Origin of the sequence: Pigmentiphaga kullae (genome assembly GCF_004216695.1) — a bacterium.
In the GTDB taxonomy this organism is placed as follows: domain Bacteria; phylum Pseudomonadota; class Gammaproteobacteria; order Burkholderiales; family Burkholderiaceae_B; genus Pigmentiphaga; species Pigmentiphaga kullae.
In genome coordinates this window covers 341505-366362 of sequence record NZ_SGXC01000002.1, presented here as the reverse complement: position 1 = coordinate 366362, position 24858 = coordinate 341505, and the positions used below count along the sequence as shown (strand labels likewise).

At 65.5% G+C, this 24858-nt stretch carries 27 protein-coding genes and 2 pseudogenes; 26 read left to right on the top strand and 3 right to left on the bottom strand.

What is annotated here, in order from left to right:
* Positions 1 to 15: 15 nt before the first annotated feature.
* From EV675_RS16000 to EV675_RS15960, 9 genes are all read left to right on the top strand, one after another.
* Entirely contained in the window at positions 16 to 891 is an 876-nt protein-coding gene (locus tag EV675_RS16000; protein WP_003098988.1) for a ParA family protein, read from the top strand.
* Positions 875 to 1144, top strand: a complete 270-nt coding sequence (locus EV675_RS15995; RefSeq protein WP_003050422.1) for a hypothetical protein — start codon at positions 875 to 877, stop codon at positions 1142 to 1144. Before EV675_RS16000 ends, EV675_RS15995 begins: the two co-directional genes overlap by 17 nt.
* Positions 1137 to 2816, top strand: coding sequence for a ParB family protein (locus EV675_RS15990; protein WP_004350508.1), 1680 nt, complete (start codon positions 1137 to 1139; stop codon positions 2814 to 2816). The genes EV675_RS15995 and EV675_RS15990 overlap by 8 nt, the downstream gene beginning before the upstream one ends.
* 14 nt (positions 2817 to 2830) lie before the next feature.
* A complete protein-coding gene (locus tag EV675_RS15985; protein ID WP_003090097.1) occupies positions 2831 to 3391 on the top strand; it encodes a DUF2857 domain-containing protein in 561 nt (186 codons plus the stop codon).
* Between the two features lie 3 nt (positions 3392 to 3394).
* On the top strand, positions 3395 to 4633 hold the full coding sequence (locus tag EV675_RS15980; RefSeq protein ID WP_003116837.1) for an STY4528 family pathogenicity island replication protein: 1239 nt from the start codon (positions 3395 to 3397) through the stop codon (positions 4631 to 4633).
* A gap of 429 nt (positions 4634 to 5062) precedes the next feature.
* Positions 5063 to 5854, top strand: a complete 792-nt coding sequence (locus EV675_RS15975; RefSeq protein WP_003116836.1) for a PFL_4669 family integrating conjugative element protein — start codon at positions 5063 to 5065, stop codon at positions 5852 to 5854.
* On the top strand, positions 5851 to 6378 hold the full coding sequence (locus EV675_RS15970; RefSeq protein WP_003098978.1) for a DUF3158 family protein: 528 nt from the start codon (positions 5851 to 5853) through the stop codon (positions 6376 to 6378). The genes EV675_RS15975 and EV675_RS15970 overlap by 4 nt, the downstream gene beginning before the upstream one ends.
* Positions 6379 to 6451: 73 nt before the next feature.
* Entirely contained in the window at positions 6452 to 6892 is a 441-nt protein-coding gene (locus EV675_RS15965) for a single-stranded DNA-binding protein (RefSeq protein WP_003098976.1), read from the top strand.
* Positions 6893 to 7175: 283 nt separating this feature from the next.
* The gene (locus EV675_RS15960) at positions 7176 to 9206 is read left to right on the top strand and encodes a DNA topoisomerase III (RefSeq protein ID WP_003116834.1); all 2031 of its coding nucleotides are present in this window, start codon (positions 7176 to 7178) and stop codon (positions 9204 to 9206) included.
* Between the two features lie 723 nt (positions 9207 to 9929).
* Here EV675_RS15960 and EV675_RS15955 read toward each other — a convergent pair.
* Positions 9930 to 10565, bottom strand: coding sequence for a cation efflux transmembrane domain-containing protein (locus EV675_RS15955; RefSeq protein ID WP_003098972.1), 636 nt, complete (start codon positions 10563 to 10565; stop codon positions 9930 to 9932).
* 384 nt (positions 10566 to 10949) lie between these two features.
* On the opposite strand from EV675_RS15955, the gene EV675_RS30025 reads away from it, so the two are divergent.
* Together EV675_RS30025 and EV675_RS30020 are read left to right on the top strand one after the other, a co-directional pair.
* Entirely contained in the window at positions 10950 to 11186 is a 237-nt protein-coding gene (locus EV675_RS30025; RefSeq protein WP_003098970.1) for a sterol desaturase family protein, read from the top strand.
* Between the two features lie 12 nt (positions 11187 to 11198).
* The gene (locus EV675_RS30020) at positions 11199 to 11573 is read left to right on the top strand and encodes a DUF3703 domain-containing protein (protein ID WP_011516992.1); all 375 of its coding nucleotides are present in this window, start codon (positions 11199 to 11201) and stop codon (positions 11571 to 11573) included.
* A gap of 67 nt (positions 11574 to 11640) precedes the next feature.
* Here the strand turns inward: EV675_RS30020 and cadR are convergent, their stop codons facing one another.
* Positions 11641 to 12039: a Cd(II)/Pb(II)-responsive transcriptional regulator gene (cadR, locus tag EV675_RS15945; protein WP_003098965.1), complete on the bottom strand. Its 399-nt coding sequence runs from the start codon at positions 12037 to 12039 to the stop codon at positions 11641 to 11643.
* 91 nt (positions 12040 to 12130) lie between these two features.
* Here cadR and EV675_RS15940 point away from each other — a divergent pair, with 91 nt between their 5' ends.
* The 9 genes from EV675_RS15940 to EV675_RS15900 all read left to right on the top strand — a co-directional run bounded on the left by EV675_RS15940 (position 12131) and on the right by EV675_RS15900 (position 20338).
* Positions 12131 to 15043: a heavy metal translocating P-type ATPase gene (locus tag EV675_RS15940; protein WP_003098961.1), complete on the top strand. Its 2913-nt coding sequence runs from the start codon at positions 12131 to 12133 to the stop codon at positions 15041 to 15043.
* A gap of 3 nt (positions 15044 to 15046) precedes the next feature.
* Entirely contained in the window at positions 15047 to 15547 is a 501-nt protein-coding gene (lspA, locus tag EV675_RS15935) for a signal peptidase II (RefSeq protein ID WP_003098955.1), read from the top strand.
* Positions 15548 to 15883: 336 nt separating this feature from the next.
* The gene (locus tag EV675_RS30305) at positions 15884 to 16195 is read left to right on the top strand and encodes a hypothetical protein (protein WP_003108988.1); all 312 of its coding nucleotides are present in this window, start codon (positions 15884 to 15886) and stop codon (positions 16193 to 16195) included.
* Between the two features lie 337 nt (positions 16196 to 16532).
* Positions 16533 to 16745 (top strand): hypothetical protein, encoded by a 213-nt coding sequence (locus EV675_RS15925; RefSeq protein ID WP_003116833.1) that lies wholly within the window; start codon positions 16533 to 16535, stop codon positions 16743 to 16745.
* 21 nt (positions 16746 to 16766) lie between these two features.
* Positions 16767 to 17159: a hypothetical protein gene (locus EV675_RS15920; protein WP_003116832.1), complete on the top strand. Its 393-nt coding sequence runs from the start codon at positions 16767 to 16769 to the stop codon at positions 17157 to 17159.
* Between the two features lie 182 nt (positions 17160 to 17341).
* Entirely contained in the window at positions 17342 to 18028 is a 687-nt protein-coding gene (locus EV675_RS15915) for a hypothetical protein (protein WP_003116830.1), read from the top strand.
* An 83-nt stretch (positions 18029 to 18111) separates the two neighbouring features.
* Positions 18112 to 18849 carry a DUF5983 family protein gene (locus EV675_RS15910; RefSeq protein ID WP_003116829.1) on the top strand — a complete coding sequence of 246 codons (738 nt, stop codon included), beginning with the start codon at positions 18112 to 18114 and terminating at the stop codon, positions 18847 to 18849.
* Between the two features lie 97 nt (positions 18850 to 18946).
* The gene (locus EV675_RS15905) at positions 18947 to 19225 is read left to right on the top strand and encodes a hypothetical protein (RefSeq protein WP_003116828.1); all 279 of its coding nucleotides are present in this window, start codon (positions 18947 to 18949) and stop codon (positions 19223 to 19225) included.
* Between the two features lie 288 nt (positions 19226 to 19513).
* Complete coding sequence (locus EV675_RS15900; protein ID WP_003098941.1) at positions 19514 to 20338, top strand: hypothetical protein; 825 nt, start codon at positions 19514 to 19516, stop codon at positions 20336 to 20338.
* A gap of 261 nt (positions 20339 to 20599) precedes the next feature.
* Here the strand turns inward: EV675_RS15900 and merR are convergent, their stop codons facing one another.
* On the bottom strand, positions 20600 to 21007 hold the full coding sequence (merR, locus tag EV675_RS15890) for an Hg(II)-responsive transcriptional regulator (protein WP_003098939.1): 408 nt from the start codon (positions 21005 to 21007) through the stop codon (positions 20600 to 20602).
* A 71-nt stretch (positions 21008 to 21078) separates the two neighbouring features.
* Between merR and merT the strand changes: the two genes are divergently transcribed.
* The 6 genes and pseudogenes from merT to EV675_RS15865 all read left to right on the top strand — a co-directional run.
* Positions 21079 to 21429: a mercuric ion transporter MerT gene (gene merT, locus EV675_RS15885; RefSeq protein WP_003116827.1), complete on the top strand. Its 351-nt coding sequence runs from the start codon at positions 21079 to 21081 to the stop codon at positions 21427 to 21429.
* A gap of 12 nt (positions 21430 to 21441) precedes the next feature.
* A complete protein-coding gene (merP, locus tag EV675_RS15880; protein ID WP_003116826.1) occupies positions 21442 to 21729 on the top strand; it encodes a mercury resistance system periplasmic binding protein MerP in 288 nt (95 codons plus the stop codon).
* Between the two features lie 10 nt (positions 21730 to 21739).
* Positions 21740 to 23428, top strand: a complete 1689-nt coding sequence (gene merA, locus EV675_RS15875) for a mercury(II) reductase (protein ID WP_003098932.1) — start codon at positions 21740 to 21742, stop codon at positions 23426 to 23428.
* An 18-nt stretch (positions 23429 to 23446) separates the two neighbouring features.
* Positions 23447 to 23962, top strand: coding sequence for a Tn3 family transposase (locus EV675_RS30300; RefSeq protein ID WP_003098931.1), 516 nt, complete (start codon positions 23447 to 23449; stop codon positions 23960 to 23962).
* Positions 23926 to 24444: pseudogene (locus tag EV675_RS30295) on the top strand (Tn3 family transposase); the annotation flags it as partial. The gene EV675_RS30300 and the pseudogene EV675_RS30295, both read left to right, overlap by 37 nt.
* Positions 24445 to 24477: 33 nt before the next feature.
* Positions 24478 to 24774, top strand: a pseudogene (locus tag EV675_RS15865) (DUF3085 domain-containing protein); the annotation flags it as partial.
* Between the last annotated feature and the right edge of the window lie 84 nt (positions 24775 to 24858).

The following is a 24858-nucleotide window of genomic DNA, read 5'->3' as shown; positions in this document are numbered from 1 at the left end:
CAGCCGGAGAGCGCCATGCAGGTCGTGTCCATCATTTCAACGAAGGGCGGCGTCGGCAAGACCACGACGGCCGCCAACCTGGGCGGGCTCGCCGCGGACGCGGGCCTGCGCGTGCTGCTGCTCGATCTCGACGTGCAGCCCACCTTGTCCTCCTACTACGAACTGACCCAGCGCGCGCCGGGCGGCATCTATGAGCTGTTGGCCTTCAACGAGCGCGACCTTGGCCAGCTCGTGTCCCGCACGATCATCGCGGGCCTGGACCTGGTGCTGTCCGACGACCACCGGGGCGAGCTGAACACGTTGTTGCTGCATGCGCCGGATGGCCGCCTGCGGTTGCGGCATCTGCTGCCAGCACTTGCTCCCCTCTACGACCTGGTGCTGATCGACACCCAGGGCGCGCGTTCCGTGCTGCTGGAGATGGCGGTGCTCGCCTCCGATCTCGCGCTGTCGCCCGTCACGCCGGAGATCCTCGCGGCACGCGAGCTGCGGCGCGGCACCATGCAGTTGCTCGAAGACATTGCGCCGTACCGGCACCTGGGCATCGAACCGCCGCCGCTGCACTTGCTCATCAACCGCGTCCACCCGGTGTCCGCCAACGCACGGCTGATCCAGCAGGCCTTGCGCGACCTGTTCCAGGACAGCGCCGGCATCCGCGTGCTCGCCACCGACGTGCCGGCCATAGAAGCGTATCCACGTGCCGCAACGCGCGGCCTGCCGGTGCATCGGGTCGAGCACCGCCAGCCGCCCGGCAGAGTCGCCCCTGCCGCGCTCGACACGATGCGCGCGCTCGCCAGCGAGTTGTTCCCGCAATGGCAGGACCGACTGGCTCAAGTATCCGGCCGCCCGCAGCGACCTCTTGATCCTGGGAGGCCCCATGGCGAACGCACATGAGCTGGCCCGCGGCCACAAGCGGCTGCGCGCCCTGATCGAGTTCGCGGTCGGTGAGGGCTGGCACGTCAAGCGCACGCCGGGCGGGCACCTCAAGTTCACCAAGGCCGGCTGCGCGGCGATCTACACGAGTTCGACAGCGAGTGACCACCGGGCCGAATTGAACGCCCGTGCGCAGATCCGCCGCGCCGAGCGAGAGGCCCGCATGGCGCCGGCCGGCGGTCGTGGGGACTGCGAGGGGTGCGGCCATGGCTGACATGACCTCGCAGGACATGGCAGGCAAGCTGCTCGCGGCCGGCTTCGAGCGCAGCGGCCCAGCGGCTACGGCCTTGAGCGACCCGATCGCGGACACGCCCATGGTCGTGACGCTGGACCAGTTGCGGCCCTACGACCATGACCCGCGCATGAAGCGCAACCCGGCTTACGAGGAAATCAAGGCATCCATCCGCGAGCGCGGCCTGGACGCGGCGCCGGCCATCACGCGCAGGCCCGGCGAGGACCACTACATCATCCGCAACGGCGGCAACACGCGACTGGCGATCCTGCGCGAACTCTGGTCGGAGACCAAGGAAGAACGCTTCTTCCGCATATCGTGCCTGTTCCGACCATGGCCGGAGCGCGGTGAAATCGTCGCGCTGACCGGGCATCTTGCCGAGAACGAACTGCGCGGCGGCCTCACGTTCATCGAGCGCGCGCTCGGCGTCGAGAAAGCACGGGAGTTCTACGAGCAGGAGAGCGGCGCCGCCCTGAGCCAGTCGGAACTGGCCCGCCGCCTGGCGGCCGATGGCTTCCCCGTCCAGCGGTCGCACATCACCCGCATGGCCGACGCGGTGCGCTACCTGCTGCCCGCCATTCCCACTGTGCTCTATGGCGGCCTGGGGCGCCACCAGGTCGAGCGGCTGTCGGTCATGCGCACGGCCTGCAAACGCACCTGGGAGCACTACGCCAAGGACCGTTCGCTGCCGCTGGACTTCGACAGTTTCTTTCAGGAGGTGCTGGCGCAGTTCGACACGCAGGGCGACGAGTTCGCGCCGCAGCGCGTGCAAGACGAGCTGATCGGCCAGATGTCCGAGCTGCTGGGCATCGGCTACGACGTGCTGGCGCTGGACCTGACCGAATCGGAAAGCCGCCACCGGGCGCTGGTCAGTGACCCGACGCCACCTGCGGCGCAGCCGGCGTTGCCTTCGCCCACCGCCGGCACGCCGACTCCGCCGGGCGCAGCATCGTCCATCGCCACGCCTGCAGCGGCGGCCGGTCCTCCACCCGCCAGCCCTCCGGCGTCCGAGCCCACCTTGCGCCACGACGACACGGCGGTTGGCGAAGCGGCCACGGGAAGCCAGCCGGCCGCACCGGGCGATCTGCTTCGCGAGCACATCGTCTCGCCAGCACCGACGACAGAACGGCTCCAATCGATCCAGCGCATGGTCGCCGACCAGTTGGGCGATGCGCTGCCGCCCGACTTCTCGGCGAGCGTGCTGCAGTCCATCCCGGTGCAAGCCGGCGGACTCTATCCGATCTCCGACGTCTGGTACATCGACGCCGGCCTGGACACGCCCGATCGGCTGCGCATCCACATCGCGCAGTTCGCGCGCGAGATCGCCGGGGAGGCAGGCCTGGACGAGTGCATCGAGGATCGCGCCGATGGCATCGGGTTTGCGTGCCGCGCCCGCGGCCAAGCCCCGTCGCCGCTCGGCCGCGCGGTGCTGACGCTGCTCACTTCCCTGACGGGTCAGCCCGTCGCCGAAGCGGGCCTGGACGGCGCGCAGCTCGCCGCCGACCTGCCGACCCTGTTGCACGGCCAGAGCCAAGGCCATGGCAGCGGCGCAAGGCGCTTGAGCGACACGGCGTTGGTCAAGCTCTTTCGGCTGCTGCGCCTCGCCCGGCGTCTGCTGGACCTGGAAGCCGGCACCACGGCGCCCGGGACGTGAGCGAGGGAGGCCGCATGTCCACATCGCATCCGCTCAACCAGGCCGTGATTGCCCAGGCGCTGTATGACCTTCGCAACGGCCAACTGCGCCGCTGCAAGGCCATGGGCTTCGGCGAGGCCGAGCTGGATGCGCTCAAGCACCCCGCGCTGATCAGCGTGCTGGCCAACGCCAGCGTCTCGTGGTGCTCGGTCACGGTCAACCGCGAAGTGCTGCAGCGCCTGCTCAACCAGGCACAGGACGTGGAGAAGGAAATCGCCACGGTCGATCGCATGCTGCGGCTGGGGGCCAGCACGGAGATGGTCAGCCGCTTCTATGGCCTGACCCATCAGGAAGTCGCCCTGCGGCGGGAGATCCTCGGCCTGCCCAAGCGCAAGGGGCGCCACCCCGTCCTGGACGAGACCCAGGACACCGAACTGTGGCGGCAATGGAAAGCCGTGACCAGCAGCAGGAACGTCGATCTGGAGGACGAGACCTCGATTCTCGATGCGGCCATGGACCTGGCCGAGGGCATGTCGCTGCCGCTCTCGGTGGTCTGGGCCGCGATCAGGAACTGGGTCGATCAGGGATTGGGCTAGGCCATGGCCGTGGACGACACCGCCCCACGAGCCCAGCGCCCTGGCCCCATCGCACTCGCCGACCTGTTCGACGCTGCGCTGAAGGACCTCGCGCCCAAGTCCAGCTCTGGCGCTCCCGCGTCCCTGCCTGCTCCAACGCCCACGCCTCCTACGTCCGGCGACGCCTTCCTGTTCAGTGGCAATCGGCACGAGAGCGTGCCGCGGCGGCTGTTCCTCGACCGCCGCCTGACACCGCTGGAGCGCAACGCCTGGCAGGTGTTCCGATTGATGCTCAACGACGATGGCGTCACGGCATTTCCCACCTATGAGCAGTTGCGCCCCTGGCTGGCGTCGATGCCCTGCGCAGGCCAGGCCTCCCATGAGACCGTGGCGCGGGCGCTGACGCTGCTGCGCCTGACGCGCTGGCTGAGCCTCGTGCGACGACGGCGCGACCCCAAGACCGGTCGCATCCTCGGCAACCTCTACGTCCTGCACGACGAACCGCTGACGCCGTTCGAGGCGATGCAACTCGACGCCGACTACCTGGCCCTGGTCAGCCAGTCGCTGGGGCATTCGGCCAAGGCCGTCCAGGTGGTGGGACTCAACACCCTCCAGGAGATCGCGGACGACCCGATGCTGTCCGGACGCACCTTGCCGTCGCGGCTGCAAGTGCTCGCCGAGCGCCTGGCCGACCAGGGCATCACCGCCTCCGAAAGTTATCCACAGGAGGATGCGGTCCACGATTCCGAAGAAGGGCCCGCGAGCCTTCTTCGGAATGGCGATCGCCCATCTTCGGAATCCGAAGCAGGGCCGAAACCCGCGCCAGACGGCGCTCTTCGGAATTCGAAGCAGGACCGTACAGTACGTAGTAGTCGTATTGATGAAGTACGTACTACCGCGCAGGCGCGTGCGCTGGGCGACCTGCAATGGCCCAAGCGCTTCGCGGAACTGAAGGCGGAACAGCAGGCCGGAGCCAAGATGGCGTTGCAGCAGGTGGACGCTGCCCTGCGGCAGGCCGTGCTGGACGAATGGGCCGCACGGTGCGGCAAGCATGGCATCCGCAACCCCGCCGGTTATCTGTTCGGCATCATCCAGCGCGCCATGCGCGGCGAGTTCAATGCCTGGGCCAAGCAGACCGGCCCGGCACCGCCAACACCATCGGCGGCGCGAGCGCCACCAACCGAGCCGCCGCGCAACGTCGTGCCGCCCGAGGTGGCCCGGCAGCACATCGAGCGCCTGCGCGATCTGCTGCGCAAATCCTGAGCACAGGGCTTGTCAAAGCCGTGAAGTAGATCTCCATGGCGGTCGGCAGAAACGGTCCCCTGGGGACGGCTGTGCGGTGAAGCGCCGGGCGACGGCGCGACATGCTGCGCAAAACCTGAGTAGAGCGCATGCAAGACCATGAAGCAGACCTCCATGGCGCTCAACGGAACGGTCCCCTGGGGACGGCTGCGCGGCGAAGGATCGTGTCGAACGGCAGCGCGACGTGCGGTGCAGCACGCATACCGTCAACAACCGAGGACGGGAACGCCGATGTGAGTGCCCATCTGCGGAGCGGTCCCCAGGGGACCGTTGCGCGCTGCGCCGCCAGCGCGCACAGAACCGGGGGTCGGCTCATTTCGGTTTGTTGACTGACTGCCTTCCGCTGCATGCGGATGCTGGCGGCTCCCTGTCCACCAGCGAGCGATCACCATGGCAACCAGCAACGAACCATTGCAACTCAACCTCGGCTCCCTGCGCAGCGCGATGTCGCTGACGCTGCACACCCACCACGCCTCGCGCATCTGGCATGGCCGCGCCGCCGCCGAGGGGCGACCCGGCATCGTCGGCCTGAACGGCTACATCGCCGTGATGAACAAGATGAAGCGCGGCTCGGAGCAGGACGACCCGTACAGCGACTGGTGGATGTTGCGCATCGAGGAAAAGCTCGACCAGACCAGGACCACGTTGCAATCGCTGCGCGAGCAGGTTGACCAGGCACTGGCCGGCGTGCCTGCGGCGTTGAGCCTGGGTGAGAACCTCAACGTGCAGCCGGTGAAGCTCCCCTTGTTCGTGAACGCGCAGCTCGGCTTTGCCGCCGTCTATCTGCTGGCCGACTACGACGACATCGCCCGCAAGCTGATCCTCGCCCACCACACCGCGCTGATCGATCGCTCGACGTTGGAGCGCTGGCTCAACGAAGGTGCCCACGCGCTGCGCAGCCTGTTCAGCCTGGCCCAGCAATACCGCTACTCGGGCTGCACCCGCGACGACTTCGCGGCCAAGAACGCCGCAGCTCGGGCAGCATTGGAGAAGTTCGGCGAACTGCCGCAGGACGTGCTCGAAGGCATGCGCCGCTCGAAGTTTGCGCCGCCCGTCGTGCGCCGTGGTCTGCAACAGCGTGGTGATAGCGCTGCCGCAGCCGCATCTCCCACCGACGAAGGCGCTGCCGCCGATTCGGCCGAGGCCAAGTCCACAGCCGCCGGCGAGGACGAACCGGCATGAGCGACCCGAACCGCGAACCGCGCTACTTCCGTCGTCTGGAACAGCCAGCCTTCATGCGGCTGGAACACGCGGCCTCTCTAAAAGGCCTTTTAAAGCCTTTTAAAGGTAAAGGGGACTTCGAGGCCTGGGCCAGCCAGTGCTTCGCCATGCGCGACGAGTTGATTGCCCTGGCGCAGCGACAGGTGCTGCCACAGGCGTGCGGGCATCCCTTCCACCTGCTTCCCGTCGAGCTGGCCCAGCAGACCACTGGCGCAGGCACGACCTTTCTTCGCTGGCGCAAGCACGATCGATCGGCCATGGGCGTGGCGTTGTGGCAGGAGCTGATGGCGAGCCCCAGCACGCCGGTCAACCTGCTGCACGACCTGCACGAGATCGAACTGCAGCGCGTCATGCTGAACATGCAGATCAGCCTGCTGCACACCCTGGGCAGGCAAGCACAGGAATGCGCCAGCAAGGCCGCGCAGGCGGACAACACCTACCTGCGCCGGCTCGCGTCCGTTCCTGCCGCAGTGCGCGATCGGTGATTGCGCCTGCCATCCGAGCACGCGCCCGAGCCCAACGAGGCACGGGTATTTCAACCACCACGGAGATTCCAACATGAGCACACAATTCATCGGCGAGGGCAACATCGGATCGCCTCCCGAGTACCGCGAATTCCCCAATGGCAACGACGATCCTCGCCGGTTGCTCCGGCTGAACGTGTACTTCGACAACCCCGTCCCCACCAAGGGCGGCGAGTTCGAGGACCGCGGCGGCTTCTGGGCGCCGGTGGAACTCTGGCACCACGACGCCGACCGCTGGCAGCAGCTCTACCAGAAGGGCATGCGGGTGCTGGTCGTCGGCCGCATGGAGCGCGACCCCTGGACGGACAACGAAGATCAGCCGCGTGAGACTTGGCAGGTCAACGCGCGCAGTGTCGGCATCCTGCCGTACCGCATCGAGTCTGTGGCCCTCAGCCCGAAGCCACAGGAGGCAGAGCCGAAGCCCCAGGCCACCCAGGAATCGACGGCGCCGAAAGAGACCAAGCGCAGGAAGTGATCGGGCATGGAGGGCGGCTGCCGCAGTGCTTCGCCGCCCTCCATGCGCTGCGAATTATCCCCAGGGGATAGCTCCACCAACGTCCACCGAGTTCCACGCGCGCTCCCGGAAATCGCGGCTCTCGGCCCGCACACTTCCGGCCACGCACCTTCCCCGCACTCGCCATTTCATCGGCGTGAAAGCGGTCGCTGCCGCATGCGGCTTGTTTGCTGCTGCCAGGGGCTGCGCTCGGCATCCTCGATCCCAGCAACTCCATGAACAACAGGAATCGGGATGGACGGATATGCGGCTGTTCTTGTGCGAGAAGCCCTCCCAGGGCAAAGACATTGGCCGGATTCTCGGCGCCACGCAGCGCGGTGAAGGCTGCCTCAACGGTTCCGGCGTCACGGTCACCTGGTGCATCGGCCATCTCGTGGAGGCGGCGCCGCCCGAGGCCTACGACGAGCAGCTCAAACGATGGTCCGTTGAGCAGTTGCCCATCATTCCCCAGCACTGGCGGGTCGAGGTCAAACCGAAGACCGCCACGCAATTCAAGGTCGTCAAGGCGCTCTTGGCGAAGGCGACTCACCTGGTTATCGCCACCGATGCCGACCGCGAGGGCGAATTGATCGCCCGCGAGATCGTGGAGCTTTGCGGCTACCGCGGCCCCATCGAACGCCTGTGGCTGTCGGCGCTCAACGATGCGTCCATTCGGGCGGCACTGGGCAAGCTGCGGCCTTCGGCCGAGACGCTTTCGATGTACCACTCGGCGCTGGCGCGCTCCCGTGCGGATTGGCTCGTGGGCATGAACCTGAGCCGGCTGTTCACGGTGCTGGGGCGACAGGCGGGTTACGACGGCGTGCTGTCGGTCGGCCGCGTACAGACCCCGACGCTCAAGCTCGTTGTGGACCGCGACCGCGAGATCGCGCGCTTCGTGTCCGTACCATACTGGGCCATCGCCGTGTCCCTGTTCGCAGGCGGTTCGACTTTCGCCGCGCAATGGGTTCCACCCGATGCGTGCACCGACGACGCAGGCCGCTGCCTGCGGCAGCCGGTCGCACAGCAGACCATGCAGCAGATCCGCGCTGCGGGCAGTGCCCACGTCGTGTCGGTGGAGACTGAGCGTGTCCGCGAAGGCCCGCCGCTGCCGTTCGACCTGGGCACCTTGCAGGAAGTGTGTTCCAAGCAGCTTGGGCTGGACGTGCAGGAAACCTTGGAGATTGCCCAAGCCCTGTACGAGACGCACAAGGCCACGACGTACCCCCGCTCGGACTCCGGCTACCTGCCCGAGAGCATGTTTGCCGAAGTGCCCACCGTTCTCGACAGCCTGCTCAAGACCGATCCCTCGCTGCGCTCGATCATGGGCCAGCTCGACCGCTCGCAGCGCTCGCGCGCCTGGAACGATGGCAAGGTCACGGCGCACCACGGCATCATCCCGACGCTCGAACCGGCGAAGCTCTCCGCCATGAGCGAGAAGGAACTGGCCGTGTACAGGCTCATCCGGTCGCATTACCTGGCGCAGTTCCTCCCTCACCACGAGTTCGACCGCACTGTGGCCAAGTTTTCGTGCGGGGGGCAGAACCTGGCGGCCACGGGCAAGCAGGTTGTCATCCCGGGTTGGCGCCAGGTGCTCGCCGAGCCGCAGGCCGAAGACGGTGATGGCGAGGGCGATACTGCGGTCCGCGCCCAGGTGCTGCCCGCGCTGCCGAAACTGTATGAGGGCCTGGCATGCCAGGTGGCCGACGTCGATCTCAAGGCACTCAAGACGCTGCCGCCCAAACCGTACACGCAAGGCGAGTTGGTCAAGTCCATGAAAGGCGTCGCCAAGCTGGTGTCCGATCCCCGCCTGAAGCAGAAGCTCAAGGATACGGTTGGCATCGGCACCGAAGCGACGCGGGCCAACATCATCGGCGGCCTGATCGCTCGCGGCTACCTCGTGAAGAAGGGGCGCGCCATCCGCGCCTCGGATGCGGCTTTCACTTTGATCGATGCCGTGCCTGCGGCGATTGCCGACCCTGGCACCACCGCCGTCTGGGAACAGGCGCTCGACATGATCGAGGCCGGACAGCTCACCCTGGACGTGTTCATCGGCAAGCAGGCCGCGTGGATTTCGCAGTTGATTGCGCAGTACGGCAGCGCCTCCCTGTCCATCAAGGTTCCCCAAGGGCCGGCATGCCCGCAGTGCGGCGCACCCACGCGCCAGCGCAGCGGCAAGAGCGGCCCGTTCTGGTCGTGCAGCCGCTACCCGGACTGCAAAGGCACGCTGCCAGTCGAATCCGGCAGCTCCAAGCGCGGCGCCTCGCGCCCGCGCCGTAGCGGCCGCAAAGGCTCCTGACCGCCCCCGTTCCCCGTGAGCCGTGCCCGCCTTCGGCGGCGTGGCCCCTGTCCCGCACTCCGCCGCATGCCCTGCGGGACGCCCAGCGCGCAACGCCTTCTTGATCCGTGTGCGCGTCCCGCCCAGCCGTCCCCGGCCGCGGGACCTGAAGGTAGCTTCTCTGCGAGCCGCACCACGCGCGTTCTGTTGATCTGCGTTTCTTCCGCCCTCTGCGAAGGGTCTCCCGGTGGCTTGCCAGGCTGCACGAGCCACCGGGAGACCCTTCGTGGTCAGCGGTAATCGGTGCCGGTGCCCGCCGGTGCAAAAACGGGCTCCCTTTGTGCGCGGATGTGCGCCAGACGATGCCGGCCCCAGCCACGACATGGGCCGGGTGTGATTGCTTGATGAGCAGACGGTTCTAGCGACGACCGGGCCTGCCAATCAGCCCACGGGTGGTTCCTCTTTTCTCCCGAGCCGAAGGCCGTTGGGCCTTCGGCGCCATTCTCCTGCCCATCAACGTCCCGGCCCGGCCATTGGCCTGGGCCACACGAACAGGAGAGACGACATGCACCCTCAACCTTGCGCACCGCTGCTGTACGGCAGACGGAGGTCGAGAACGGCATGCCCGCCTATCGCGCGGCCATCGCCAATGGTACGCTCGGCTGCAGCCGAGGCCGTAGCCCAAAGGCTGGACTACCTCTTTTGCAGAGGTAAACCTCGGGATGAACTGGGCGAAAACATGCCTTATGTGCCCGCCTTACGGCGAGCTGTTTCCGATGCTTCGCGCAGGATTTCCCGCCCCCCATTCGCTGCGATTGCGGCCACGATGACGCCCAGCACCAGATCCGGGATGTTCGACCCGAACCCCATCACCAGCACCCCGGACAGCACAATCGCACCATTGACGATGGAGTCGTTGCTGGTAAAGATCGCTGACGCCTTGAAGTTCACATCTTCCCCGCGATGGCGGCGCAGTAGTCTGAGGCACACTAGGTTCAAAGCCGCGTTCAGCGCGGCCATGGCCATCATGGCTGGGCCGACAGGCTCTTCCCCTCCAGCGAAGCGGCGTAGGACTTCCAACAGCAGCAGCGCGGCCAGGCCGATTAGCAAGAAACCCGACAAGCGGGCCGCGCCCACCTTGACCGTTGCCGCACGACCGACGGCATACAGGCTAACCGCATAGACCGACGCATCGGCGAGGTTGTCCAACCCGGCGCCCATCAGCGCCGTAGAGCCAGCCCAGATGCCAAGGGCAATGCCGGCGGCGGACTGCGTCAGGTTGATCAGCAACACAGTCAGAAGAATCTTTCGGTCCTTCGCATCGCTCGCATCTAGGCGGCCCAACTCGTCGTTTTCGTGATTTCTGTGGTTTTCAGCCATGCATTGTTCCTTCCAAATCGATGGATGCTGAAGCCTGTAGCGGCTGGAGAGTCAAGGCGCAGATGCAACGAACTTGCCACAGGGTCTTCCCGGACGCCCTTGACTCTACCGTAGCTAGAAGGTTTTCCAATCCAGTCAGAGCTTTAGGACAGAACAGATGAGCACCAATGCGCCCCCTTCATTGCGACTGTCATCCGGTATGGCTGCTATCCACTGATCCGTGGCGCCACTGCGGTTGTGCTCTTCGGCGAGCTCGCGACCGGCCGGCCGTCTTTTCCGACGGAGCTACTCACAGTGATCGTCGCGCTCGCTTGTGCCGCCTTGCTAGAGGGCGGGCGGCCTTTCCACTCCCCGTTGAGCCAGTAGCGGCGTTCCAAGCTGTGGTTGGCCGTCGGCGCATGGCTCGGCTTCTTGGTCGTGCATCTGGCCTTCCAGCACTCCAATCTGGGATACCGGGTCGGGCCGTTGGGATTGTTGATCGGGGTGGCTGAAGCCCATCGCTGGCATCACAAGCGTGAGCACGAAGACGCCCAAGTCAACTACGGCGATTTCTGGATGCCCGGGGGCCACTTGTTCAGCGCTTTCCGGTCGCAAAAGCACACGCTGGGCGCCAAAGAGTGACACTCAAGAAAGATGGACTTTCCAATGGACTACGGCCCGCAGCTTGTCTATCCCTTCCGGAGCCGGCCAGCAGCGGCAAACGCTTGCGCTGCTGGCTATACGATCTTGCCCACGTCGCATTCTTGCGCGAGTCGGGCCTTGCGGCTTCTTGCGAAGCGATCGCGAGTTGCGTGGCGTGCCCATGAGTCGGGCCGCGTCGTGGCGCACTGCTACCTTGGCCTGCACCTGCACCTGCGCAGCCACGCCGCGATGCTCGGTCTGGCCTGGAGAACCCGTAAGGTGGCGGAGATTGCGGCGCGCAGGTCGTCCGGCTCGCGCTGGCTCCTGTGGGCCACGCCCTCGGTCGCACGCCGTCTCAAAACGTCAGAATCGCGCGCTTTCGCATGATGGAGCGCGGCACGTGGCTCTCAGAACTGGACCCGATCACTTCCAGCACCGATGACACGCTCGAGCTTCAGGCGGGCTCGGCCAAGCTGTTGAGAATGCCGCACTCGCGCGAGGTTCGGGCGCTATCGCAGGAGCGTCGCAGATCCATTAACTCGCGCTCCAAGGCGCGCAATTCCTTCATCTTGGTCCGCACTTGCGCGATATGAGCGTCGACCAGCGCGTTCACCTCGCCGCAGCCCAACTCTGGCCGATCCCGTAAGTTCAGCAGTTGACGGATCTCATCCAGCGTCATGTCCTTCGCCCGGCAGCGGCGGATGAACAGCAAGCGCTGCAAATGGACTTCGTCATAGAGCCTGAAGTTGCCCTCGCTACGTGCAGGCTCGGGCAGCAAGCCTTCTGACTCGTAAAAGCGCACGGTCTGCACCAAGCAATCTGCCTTCTTGCCCAGTTCACCGATCCGCATCATGGTTGCTTCCTATAAAAAACTTGACTCTATATCTACTAGAGGTTTTCTAATGATGGCATCCGGGGAAAACCTTGTCAATGAAGAGCGATCTATGAACAAAGAACCTTCCAGCCCATGCGCCTGCTCCGGCGGCAATGGCCAACAGACGGCGTGCGCCAGTGAGCAGGCCAGCACTGAAACCACCGTTTTCCACGTGAGCAACATGGATTGCCGCAATGAGGAAGCACTGGTGCGGCGAACGCTGGAGGGCATGCCCGGTGTCGAGCGGCTCCTGTTCGATCTTCCGCAGCGTTTGTTGACCATTTCGCACCGCGAAGTCTCGGCCGATGCCTTGGAGCAAGCGCTGAATTCGGTGGGCATGAAGGCTCAGGCTGTCCGAGACGCCGCCGTGTCGACCACCTACCGCATCGAGAACATGGACTGCCCGAGCGAGGAGAAACTCATCCGCTCGCACCTCGGGGCAGTCGAGGGAATTCAGGACCTCGACTTCGACCTCGCTGAGCGCACCCTGTCGGTGAAACACCTCGCTCAGGCACGCGCGCAGATGGAGCAGGTCCTGGCCTCGATCGGCATGCGCGCCAAGGAGCAGACCTTCGGCCACACGGGGCCGATCGAAGCCGCGGCTGTGATCCCATCCTCGGCCCTGCAGCAGCAACCAACCGCTGCCGTTTCCGCGCCGCCGATCGGCGAGCGGGTGACGTACCGGATCGAGAACATGGATTGCCCGACGGAAGAAGCGCTGATCCGCGACCGGCTGGGCAAGCTGCCGGGTGTGACCGCGCTCGACTTCAATCTGATGCAGCGTGTGCTGGGAGTCCAGCACACGCTGGCGACCTCAGCGCCGATCGAGAAGGCGCTTGCTTCCATTGGAATGCAGGCTGCGCGGCAGGACATGCAGACAGCCACCACGGTACTTCGCATCGCGAAGATGGACTGTCCGACCGAGGAAAGTCTGATCCGCGGCAAGCTGCAAGGCATGCCGGGCGTGCAGGGAATGGATTTCAACCTGATGCAGCGCACGCTCACGGTTCGGCACACACCCGACGCGATCAAGCCGGCAGTCGAAGCCATCGAATCGCTGGGCATGGAAGCCGAGGTCCAGAGGACTGATGAGCCGCGCGATGCCCCGGTGGCCGCGCACAAGACCAATTGGTGGCCGATGGCGGTTTCGGGCGTTGCGGCGGTGGCCGCCGAAGGCGTGTACTGGGTCAACGACGGCAATCATTGGGCCGTGATCGTGCTGGCACTGGTTTCGATCTTCACCGGCGGCCTCAGCACCTACAAGAAGGGCTGGATCGCGCTGAAGAACCTCAACCTGAACATGAACGCCCTGATGGCCATCGCGGTCACCGGCGGCATGGCGATCGGCCACTGGCCGGAGGCCGCCATGGTCATGTTCCTGTTCGCGTTGGCGGAAGTGATCGAGGCGAAGTCGCTGGACCGCGCCCGCAACGCCATTCGGGGGCTGATGGACTTGGCGCCCGAGACCGCGACCGTGCGGCAGGCCGATGGCTCATGGACAGAGCTGCCGGCCAAGGAGGTCGCAAAGGGCGCGGTGGTCCGCGTGCGTCCTGGCGAGCGCATCGCACTGGACGGCCTGATCACCTCGGGTCGATCGGCCATCAACCAGGCGCCCATCACCGGCGAGAGCCTGCCCGTCGAGAAGGCCGAAGGTGACCAGGTCTTCGCCGGAACCATCAATGAGACCGGCTCTTTCGAATACAAGGTGACCGCAGGCGCCAGCGACTCGACGCTCGCGCGCATCATCCATGCCGTGGAGTCCGCGCAGGGCAGCCGTGCGCCCACGCAGCGCTTCGTCGACCAGTTCGCCCGCGTCTACACGCCGGCGGTGTTCGCGGTGTCCGTGCTGGTTGCCGTCGTGCCGCCGCTCGCCTTCGGCGGCGCATGGTTTGACTGGGTCTACAAGGCCCTGGTACTGCTGGTGATCGCCTGCCCCTGCGCTCTGGTCATCTCCACGCCGGTCACCATCGTCAGCGGCTTGGCCGCTGCCGCCCGACGCGGCATCCTGATCAAGGGTGGCGTCTACCTGGAGGGCGGGCGCAAGCTCAAGGCGTTGGCCCTGGACAAGACCGGCACACTCACACATGGCAAGCCCGAGCAGACCGACTTCGTGCCGCTGATCGGCGAGGCGCAGGAAGTTGCCGCCTGGGCCGCAAGCCTCGCGGCACGCTCGGACCATCCTGTGTCTCAGGCCATCGCCCGCAAGGCGAACCGTGACGGCATCGCGCTGCACGAGGTCGACGACTTCGCGGCGCTGCCTGGCCGCGGCGTGCGCGGCCGCGTCGCCGGGCGCATGTTGCACATGGGCAACCACAGGCTCGCCCAGGAGCTGGGCCTGAGCGAAGCGACGCTCCAGGCTCGGCTGGAGACCCTGGAGCGCCAAGGCAAGACAGCGATCCTGCTGATGGACGATGCGACCGTGCTCGGCATTTTTGCAGTGGCCGACACCGTGAAGGAAACCAGCCGTGAGGCGGTGGCCGACCTGCAGGCGCTGGGTGTGCGCACGCTGATGCTGACGGGGGACAACCAGCACACGGCCGCGGCCATCGCTGCCCAGGTCGGAATCTCTGAAGCCCGTGGTGACCAACTGCCCGAAGACAAGCTCAAGACCATCGAAAGCCTGGTCGGCGGCGAGGGCCAGGTGGGCATGGTGGGCGACGGCATCAACGATTCGCCCGCGCTCGCCCGTGCCGACATCGGCTTCGCCATGGGCGCGGCCGGCACCGACACCGCGATCGAAACAGCCGACGTCGCCCTGATGGACGACGACCTGCGCAAGATCCCCGCCTTCATCCGGCTGTCGCGTAGCACTGCGGCGATCCTCACGCAGAACATCGTTCTGGCCCTTGGCATCAAGGCGGTGTTCCTTGCGTTGACGTTCACAGGGCATGCCACCATGTGGATGGCTGTGTTCGCTGACATGGGGGCAAGTCTTTTGGTTGTCGTCAATGGGCTGCGCCTCCTGAAGTTCAAGGCGGCATGAACAATGGATGAACCATCTCTTCGCAAGACGCAGTGGTACTCACTCGCGATCGTTATATTCGCCGGCGATCAGGCAGCTAAGAGCTACATTGACGCGACAACTCCCTTGGGTTGGTCGCACGAGGTGGCGTCATTCTTCAACCTAGTTCACGCTCTCAATCCCGGCGCGGCGTTCAGCTTCCTTGCTGGCGCGGGCGGCTGGCAGCGGTGGTTTTTTCTGGCGATCGCGTTCGCAATATCGGCATGGCTCGCATGGCTGCTCTCCCGGCCGCTGCGCAAAACGGAAGGCCTTTCGTACAGCCTCATTCTGGGCGGCGCATTGGGCAACGCGTTCGACCGCGCCACGCGCGGGCACGTTATCGACTACATCGACTTTCACCTGCACGGCTGGCACTGGCCCGCCTTCAACATCGCTGACATGGCCATCGTGGGCGGGGCGATCGCGCTGGTGGCCCAGTCGTTCATGAGCGTGGAGAACCCGGCCGCCACAAAGGAGTCCCAGTGACATTGGGACGATCCGGAAATTCGCAATGCACACGGTGCAGGACACCAATCTGAAGAGAACGGCCCCCAGCATGAGCGGCCGCGGCTTGGCCCTCATGCTAGCGCCCACCGCCGCTTTTGCTGCAACGCCCTGTTGCGATGGCGGCGATTGCTGCAACGACGTCGCAATGCCTTGCTGTGAATAAACAGCACGCAAGCCAGTTGACCTGGCAATTATGAAAGTCCATCACGGCGATGCTGGCCTTTTTCGTTCCAATGAGCCGTCACGGAGAGGTGATGATGAAGCTATGCCGGGATCCTGCAAGCTTTAGGACGGTCTTCTTTACCGCATAGCGATATGCTGATGTCACCCGTTCGCCTCGCCTGGCAAGTACAAGTAGTTCGTCGCGGTTTTCTGGCCGTGTCCGCCCGCTTCGCTGGCCCTTTTGCCCCAAACAAGCGCAATCATGCCTGCGTTACCACCAAAGTTCGCCCCCGCCAGTTGCTGTTCCTAAAGGGCATCAAGCTCAACGCCATCGCCGACCGGCCAGCGTATTTCGCATCGCTGCGTGCCCGTCGGGGCCAGCCCATCGTCATCCTCGCAGAGCTGGGACCGGACGAGGCATTCGCCCTGTGGAAGCAGCATGTACTGGGCGACAGGCCTCGCTGACCCAGTTTCGCCTCATCCTCCTGACAGCCCCGCACTTATTGCGGGGCTTTCTTTTTTCCGCGTTCGCCAATCGGGGCTGTTGCAAATGCCGATTTCCGGCTGACGCGGCTCGCCTCGCGCATGAAGCTGCCCGCATGTGTCGCTGATTCGTCAGCACCATGCCAGCAGCCAGAGTTTCCAGGCTGCCGCGGATTCTTTCCGCGCTACCCGCCAGTCCGCCATCGCATCGAGTCTGCGGACGCGCGTCACCCGTGACGCCGATGCTTTTTTCTCAACCGCGTGCGGGAGCTGCCATCCCGTGAGGGACGAGGCCCCGCTTTTTCCAAGGAGCCCGTCCATGTCCCAGCAAGCCTCTTTCGGCCAGTTGGCCTTGATCCATTGCGGCAAGTTCCTGCCGCTCGAAATCCTGCATAGCGCCGCCGGCCACTACATCGGCACGCGCGATACAGAAGGTCCCGTTTCGCGGGAATCCTGCCAGTACTTCCGCAGCTATGCCGCGGCTCAACGTGCCCTCGAAAGAGGCGGCTGGTCCCAGCTCGCCACACCCTGATCCAACTGGAGGAACCACGTCATGAACCAGCTTTTGCCCCAGGAAGTCGTCGATCAGATCATGCGGGAAGAGCAGCATTTCGCCGCCGCGCCCCAAGCCTTCTTCGAGGTCTGGAAGCGCGGCGTCGAGATCGCAGGCCCGCAATGGTTTGGCGACGGCACGCGCGAAGGCCTGAACCAGGCAAAGAGCAAGTGGGATCTGCGTCCCGACATGCTGCGTGCCAACGACGCACTCGGCGTCCTGAGCAGCGGGGAACGCATGTTCCTGTCCGCCATGTTCAGCTTCTACAACGCGCGCGAGGGCGGTGCCATGCTCAAGCGCTGCCACTTCCAAGGACTGTCGGACTTCGATGGTCTCGATCTGCAACGTCGCCAGGTGATCGCCGACCTGCTGCTGAACTACAGCGGTTGGTGAGCCGGTCCCTGGCACACCTTCATCACTGCGTTCACGGGACCCCATGAGGGACATGCGCCTCGTTCGAGGCCATGTCCCTCGCGTTTTCTCCCCGCCCAGCGCCATCCGGCATCAGGCGGTTTCCCCTGCGGATGCCATCGTCCGCAAGGGCTGGCTCCGTTCATTCATCGAAAGGAGCCTTCATGGCCAACAACTACTACGAAGCCACCGGCGTTCTCGTGCTCGACCGTGTGACGCCCGTCATCCAGGCGCTGTTCGGCGCCTTCGCGCTGGACGAGAGCCACCCCGGCAACGGGCAGGCCTACATCGCCCAGATCGCCGAGACCACCAATCCGCAATGGCCGGACGTGCTCGATGGCCTGGAAGACCTGGCCACGCAACTCGGTATTCCGATGCCGGACGACGAAGGGCTGTCGATCCCGCCGCTGCTCGAACTGCTCGCCGTGCACTTCCGTGCCGATGAGGACGAAGAGCTGGGGAACTTGATCGACCGTCATTCGTTCGAGGACACCGCCGATCTCGACGCATTGTTTCTGATCGCCACCCGGTTCGATGACGGGCACCACCTGACCGCCATCCAGTTCGAGGGCTGCTGGTACTGCAGCAAGCCGCGGCTGTTCGAGTTCGGCGGCAACGGCTGCTACCTGAGCCGCGAGGTCCGCTTCATCAGCTCCTCCTCCCAGGCCCTCCAGCTCGGCGACCAATTGCGCAAGACCATTGTGGCCGCCGACATCGAAGAGGCTTCGGCCCTGATCGCGCTGGAGACCATCAATCTGCTGGCGGGCGTCAGCGACGAGCCATTCCGCATGAATTTGCGCCGGCGCGTCGCCGAGCGATTGGCCCAAACGCCAACGATCAGCGTCACCTGACGCTGTTTCCTTTCTTTCCACCCACCGGGGTCAATTCCCGGTGGCGGGGATTTGCTCCATCATTATTCTGTTGGAGAAATCCCATGTCCCAGAATCCCAATCCCTTTCTACGCGGCTACTGGAATCTGAAAATCGTCCGCACGCTGTCCATCAGCTACGAGGACGGAAGCCCGCATGTTTGGCGAAACATCCACCCGAGCCAGCAGCACCTCTGCGACGCGGCGCTGGTTTCTTCTCCTTGCATCATCACCAGCGACTTCGCGGTGGTCAGGACTGGCACCGAACCTGTCGGCGCCGCACTGATCGCCGAATGCGACGCGGCTGAAGGGGGCAGCGGCGAAGGCATGGTGGGTGCCGTGGTGTACGCGATCCACGGCGACGACTTCGACGGCCGCCCCGTCCACATTGGCGACACCTATTCGGCCGAGGCCGCACGGGAAGTCGTGCAGCGGTTGAGCTTCGAGACCGGCTACTACAGCCGGTGCTGGGAAATCAGCAGCGCGCACATCAGCCGCGAAACCGGCCAGTACCTGGCCAACCTGGCTGACCTCGCGACGCCGGAGGCCTTTTTGTTCATCGCGTTCCGGATTCCCTACAGCCCGGCGATCGGCGTCAAGCTGATCTCCACGCCCTGGACGGACCAGCACCTGCAGGACGTCGAGGGGATCGCCGCCGAGCAGCTTCGGCAGGAGCACCGCAGCAAGGGCATGCCGGACGAGCTGGCACAGATCCTTGAACTGGCCGGCCAGGCCGACGTGCGCATCCTCATCCTCGATGCCGACGCACCCGTGTTGCCGGGCCTATCGCTGGCCGGCGAATAGCTGCCACACACATCCCCGGCCTTCCTTGTCCTCACCGCATGCCGGCCCGGTCTCCCGCCAGAGAGCCGGGCCGGCGCACTTTCACAGGAGCGATCCCATGTTCCCCGACCTCATCACACCCGCATCCGACTTCGAGCACCAACTCGGAGCCTGCGTCAACGCCATGAGCCAGGAAGATGCCATCGGCCAGATCCTGGTATTCGAGCGCATGAGCGGCACGCTGCACATGCGCCATATCGCCAGCGCCGACCTGGTGGACACCGACGTGGACGACTACGAAATGGTCGTCTTCGACGGTGGCAACACAAGCGGCGACACGTGGAAACACGTGTTCTTTCCGCGTCAGCGCGAGCACTACTTCGTGTACCAAGCCTGATTCCTCCAGCCCCTTTCGAGGGGCTTTTTCTTGCCCGCAGCACAGGAAAACGGTTGTGGTGCGGTGCCGTTTCCTGCGGGCAGGCAGACCGCCCCAGGGCCATGCTTGCCCCATGTTCGTCGGCGTTGCCGGCACATGCCCAGGCAGTCGAGACCTTCGAGGCTGCAAGCGCGGGAAACCGTGCTGGTCGTTTCTTCCTACGGACCTACCGCGTCCATCCACGCCACCCACAAGGGACCTCTCCCTTGCGGGCGGGGAATCCCTTGTTTTTCCTCAAGGAGTTTCCCCATGGATCGTTCCCTCATCAAATCCATGATGCCTTCGCTGGTCGCAGGCCATGTGCCCCGCAACGTGCGGTCGTTCAAGTACCGCGTGTTCGATGATCAGCCGCTGTCCTCAACGCTGGGCTTCGCCATCGACCCCCAACCCTTCGACGGCAAGGTGGTCGCCGCGACCGACGATGCCATCGTCGTCAAGCTCAAGCCTTCCGAGTTCGCGGTGCTCGATCCCAGCCTGGTGACCACGGTTCCTGCCGAAGGCGCCAAGGTGCATGTCCAACCCTATGCCCGTCGTCGCTTCGACGGACTGCGCGCGGACACGCCGGAGGTCATCACCGAGGAGACTTCGGACGGCACGCCGTACACCATCACGAGGCACATCCTCGGCTCGGCGCCGGCCAAGCTGCCCATTCCCACGCCGCAGTGCATGGAGTTGGGCCAGCTCATCGAGCAGTTGGAGGAGATGCCGGCCCCCGATCGCTTCCGGCGCATCACCCACATGCTGGTGGATGCCGGTGCCCGCGACTTCACCTGGGTCGATCCCACGCCCTCCAAGATCATCGAGACCCCGCCGGCGATCAGCTTCACGGTCTCGACCGCGAAGTTCGAGGGCCGGGTGACGATCCTCTACGACCGCGGCGGAGACACCTACGTGGTGGAACTGCACCGTCAGAACGGTGAATCGGTCGAACTGGTCGATCGGCACGACGAGGTGTATTTCGACATGCTCGGCGAAGTGCTGGAGAGGCTCATCGACGACGGGCGCTGGCGCCAGATCGACGTGAGCATCCTCGACGCGAAAGCGGCCCGCAAGCGCCAGGCCGTCCCGGCATGACGCCCCGCAGCGAAACCGGGCGGTCCTGCGGCTGACCCGAGGCATCCGCCACGGCGTTCCAGCCGTTCCGGCCGCGTGCACTACAGGCCCTTCATCCCATCGGATGGAGGCCTTTCTCATTCTTCCACACAGGAGATTTCATCCATGTCACTGCGATTCAAAGGCGCTGACCTGCGCCCCGTGCTGACCGAAGCCATCGCCAATCAGGGGTCGTCTCAGAAAACGGAAAAAAATCGTACGCTAAGAGCCGAAGTGGGCCCTTTAGCAGCAATGCAAAGCTGCGATCAACGGGCAGGAAACATTGCCATGGTGCGCGTTGCACTCTCTCACTAGCGTCGACAGGGCCTCTTCCATCCGCGTGAGGTCCGCCATGCGTGCGCGCACATCGGCCAGCCGGTGAGCAGCCAGTTCGGCCGCCTCGCTGCAATGGGTGCCGTCCTCCAGTTTCAGGAGCTGGCCGACTTCATCCAGGCTGAATCCCAGGCGCTGGGCTGACTTCACGAACTTCACCCGCGCCACGTCCGCCTGCCCGTAGCGGCGGATGCGACCGTAGGGCCGCTCCGGCTGGGGTAGCAAGCCCTTGAGCTGATAGAAGCGGATCGTCTCCACGTTGACCCGGGCTGCCTTGGCGAAGGCCCCGATGGTCAGATTCTCTTGAGCGTTCTCCATGGCGCTTGACTCCGTAGTTGACTACGGAAGTAACGTTACAGCATCAAGCGAAGTCCCGGAAGGAGAACCTTATGTCGGAACCCAAGAACGGCTGCGGCGCACTGGCGACCGGCGGCGTCGCGGCCGTCCTCGCCTCGGCCTGCTGCCTCGGCCCCCTTGTCCTGGTCGCGCTCGGCTTCTCTGGCGCGTGGATCGGCAACCTGACCGTGCTGGAGCCGTATCGGCCGATCTTCATCGGCGCAGCGCTCATCGCGCTGTTCTTCGCCTGGCGCAGCATCTTCCGACCAGCCCATGCCTGCAAGCCCGGCGACGTTTGCGCCGTGCCCCAAGTGCGGACTGCCTACAAGGTGATCTTCTGGATCGTGGCCGCCCTGGTTCTGGTTGCCCTCGCGTTTCCCTACGTCCTGCCGCTGTTCTACTGAAAGGAGATCACCATGAAGAAACTCACCACCCTCACCACCCTCATCGCCCTGGCCGCCGCTCTAAGCGCGCCCGCCTGGGCTGCCACCAAGACCGTCACCCTGTCGGTGCCCGGCATGACCTGCGCCGCGTGCCCGATCACGGTCAAGACGGCTCTGTCCAAGGTCGCCGGCGTCGAGAAGGCCGAAGTCAGCTTCGAGAAGCGGGAGGCCGTCGTCACCTTCGACGAGGCCAAGACCAATGCCGACGCCTTGACCAAGGCCACCGCAAACGCGGGTTACCCGTCCAGCGTCAAGCAGTGAGGGCGTAATCATGGCCGAGGCGATCACCCTCCACATCGAAGGCATGACCTGCACGTCGTGCGCCGAGCACGTCCAGCAGGCTTTGACGAACGTGCCCGGCGTGCGCGCGGCCTCGGTGTCCTATCCGCAGCGGCAGGCCGAAATCGAGGCGGATGCAGGCGTGAGCGTGGCCCCGCTGGTTGCCGCAGTGGCCACGCTCGGCTATCGCGCACGGCTTACCGACACGCCGAACAAGCCTGCCGGCCTGCTAGACAAGGCGCTGGGCTGGCTCGGTGGCGAAACGAAGCATGTTGGCGGTGAACAAGCGCTGCACGTGGCTGTGATAGGCAGCGGCGGCGCGGCGATGGCGGCTGCCTTGAAGGCCGTGGAGCAAGGCGCCCGCGTCACGCTGATCGAGCGCGGCACCATCGGCGGCACCTGCGTCAATGTCGGCTGCGTGCCGTCCAAGATCATGATCCGCGCCGCGCACATCGTCCACCTGCGCCGCGAAAGCCCGTTCGATGCTGGCCTGCCGGCCGCAGCGCCCGCTGTACTGCGCGAGCGGCTGCTGGCCCAGCAACAAGGCCGCGTCGAGGAGCTGCGCCATGCCAAGTACGAAGGCATCCTGGCAAGCACTCCGGCCATCACCGTGCTGCGCGGCGAGGCCCGGTTCAGGGACACGCGCACGCTGACCGTGGCGACCGCTGACGGCGGCACGCACGAGGTGAACTTCGACCGCTGCCTGATTGCCACCGGCGCGAGCCCGGCGCTTCCGCCAATCCCGGGCCTTGCGGACACACCCCACTGGACCTCCACCGAGGCGCTGGAAAGCAGCTCGCTCCCCGAGCGGCTGGCCGTGATTGGTTCCTCCGTGGTGGCGGTCGAGTTGGCGCAAGCCTTCGCCCGGCTGGGCAGCCAGGTCACGATCCTGGCGCGCAGCACGCTGTTCTTCCGAGAAGACCCGGCCATCGGGGAAGCCGTAACAGACGCCTTCCGCGCCGAGGGCATCGAGGTGCTGGACCACACCCAGGCGAGCCACGTTGCCTATGCGGGCGGGGAATTCGTGCTCACCACCGGGCAGGGGGAAGTGCGCGCCGACAAGCTGCTGGTCGCCACCGGTCGCGCGCCGAACACGCGCAGCCTGAACCTTGAAGCGGCAGGCGTCGAAGTCAATGCGCAGGGAGCCATCGTCATCGACCGCGCCATGCGCACGAGCGCACCGCACATCTTTGCTGCCGGCGACTGCACCGACCAGCCGCAGTTCGTCTATGTGGCGGCGGCGGCCGGCACGCGCGCCGCGATCAACATGACCGGCGGCGACGCGGCGCTGGACCTGACGGCGATGCCGGCGGTGGTGTTCACCGATCCGCAGGTGGCGACCGTGGGCTACAGCGAGGCGGAAGCGCACCACGACGGCATCGAGACCGACAGCCGGCTGCTGACGCTCGACAACGTGCCGAGGGCGCTCGCCAACTTCGACACGCGCGGCTTCATCAAGCTGGTGGCGGAAGCTGGCTCAGGGCGGCTGATCGGCGTACAGGCGGTCGCGCCGGAAGCGGGCGAACTGATCCAGACGGCCGCGCTGGCGATCCGCCACCGGATGACCGTGCAGGAGCTGGCCGACCAGTTGTTCCCCTACCTGACCATGGTCGAGGGACTGAAGCTCGCGGCGCAGACCTTCAACAAGGACGTGAAGCAACTGTCCTGTTGCGCCGGATGAGGAAAAGGGAGGTGTTCGATGAACGCCTACAGCCGCGCCAACCGCCGCATCTACGCGGCCTTGTCCGATCCCCTGTCGGCCACCCACCGGCACCGCCTCGACGATCTGCTCAAGCGCCACGACAACGGCAAGACGACCTGGCTGGCCTGGCTGCGCCAGTCGCCCGTCAAGCCGAACTCGCGCCACATACTCGAACACATCGAGCGCCTCAAAGCCTGGCAGGCGCTCGACCTGCCTTCCGGCATCGAGCGGTCGGTGCACCAGAACCGCCTGCTCAAGATCGCCCGCGAAGGCGGCCAGATGACGCCCGCCGATCTGGCCAAGTTCGAGGCACAGCGCCGCTACGCGACCCTGGTGCGCTCGCCATCGAGGGCATGGCCACCGTCACCGACGAAATCATCGACCTGCACGACCGCATCCTGGGCAAGCTGTTCAACGCTGCCAAGCACAAGCATCAGCAGCAGTTCCAGGCGTCCGGCAAGGCGATCAACGCCAAGGTGCGGCTGGCCACCTCGATCAAGCAGGGCACGGTGACGGCCTCGCTGATGCTCAGGAAACTCGGCAGCTACCCGCGCCAGAACGGCCTGGCCGTGGCGCTGCGCGAGCTGGGCCGCATCGAGCGAACGCTGTTCATCCTGGACTGGCTGCAAAGCGTCGAGCTGCGCCGCCGCGTGCATGCCGGACTGAACAAGGGCGAAGCCCGCAACGCGCTAGCCCGCGCCGTGTTCTTCAACCGGCTGGGCGAAATCCGCGACCGCAGTTTCGAGCAGCAGCGCTACCGGGCCAGCGGCCTCAACCTGGTGACGGCGGCCATAGTGTTGTGGAACACGGTCTATCTGGAACGGGCCTCAAACGCCTTACGCGGTCACGGCCAGACTGTCGATGACGCCCTGTTGCAGTACCTGTCGCCGCTGGGCTGGGAGCACATCAACCTGACCGGCGATTACCTCTGGCGCAGCAGCGCCAAGATCGGCGCGGGCAAGTTCAGGCCGCTACGACCGCTGCAACCGGCTTAGCGTACGATTTTTTCCGTTTTCTGAGACGTCCCCAATCAGTGCCGCATTGTCCTGGTCAAGGATCAGGGCGTGTACTTCCTCGCCGAGCGTGGGGAGCGTCGCCCGGATGGGCGCCAGGCACTGCTCGCCTACGCCGTCGGATGCAACCCGGACACCGACCCGTTCGATGACTGGTGGCACCTCGCCGGCCGCGAGCTGGGCGGCGATGACTTCGCGGAGTATTTCGACCCGAAGGACGGCCTGTTCACGCGCCTCCAGCACTCGGCGGACGATCTCGTGCTTTCCGCCACCGCCACGCACCTGTCCTTAGCAGTGGTGCCTCCCGCCTGACGCGGCAACCGCCTCGCAGCCCCCGCATCGGGGGCCTTCTTTTGTTCGCACCGCCGCCATCGCCGCGCGTGCGCGTTTGTCTCC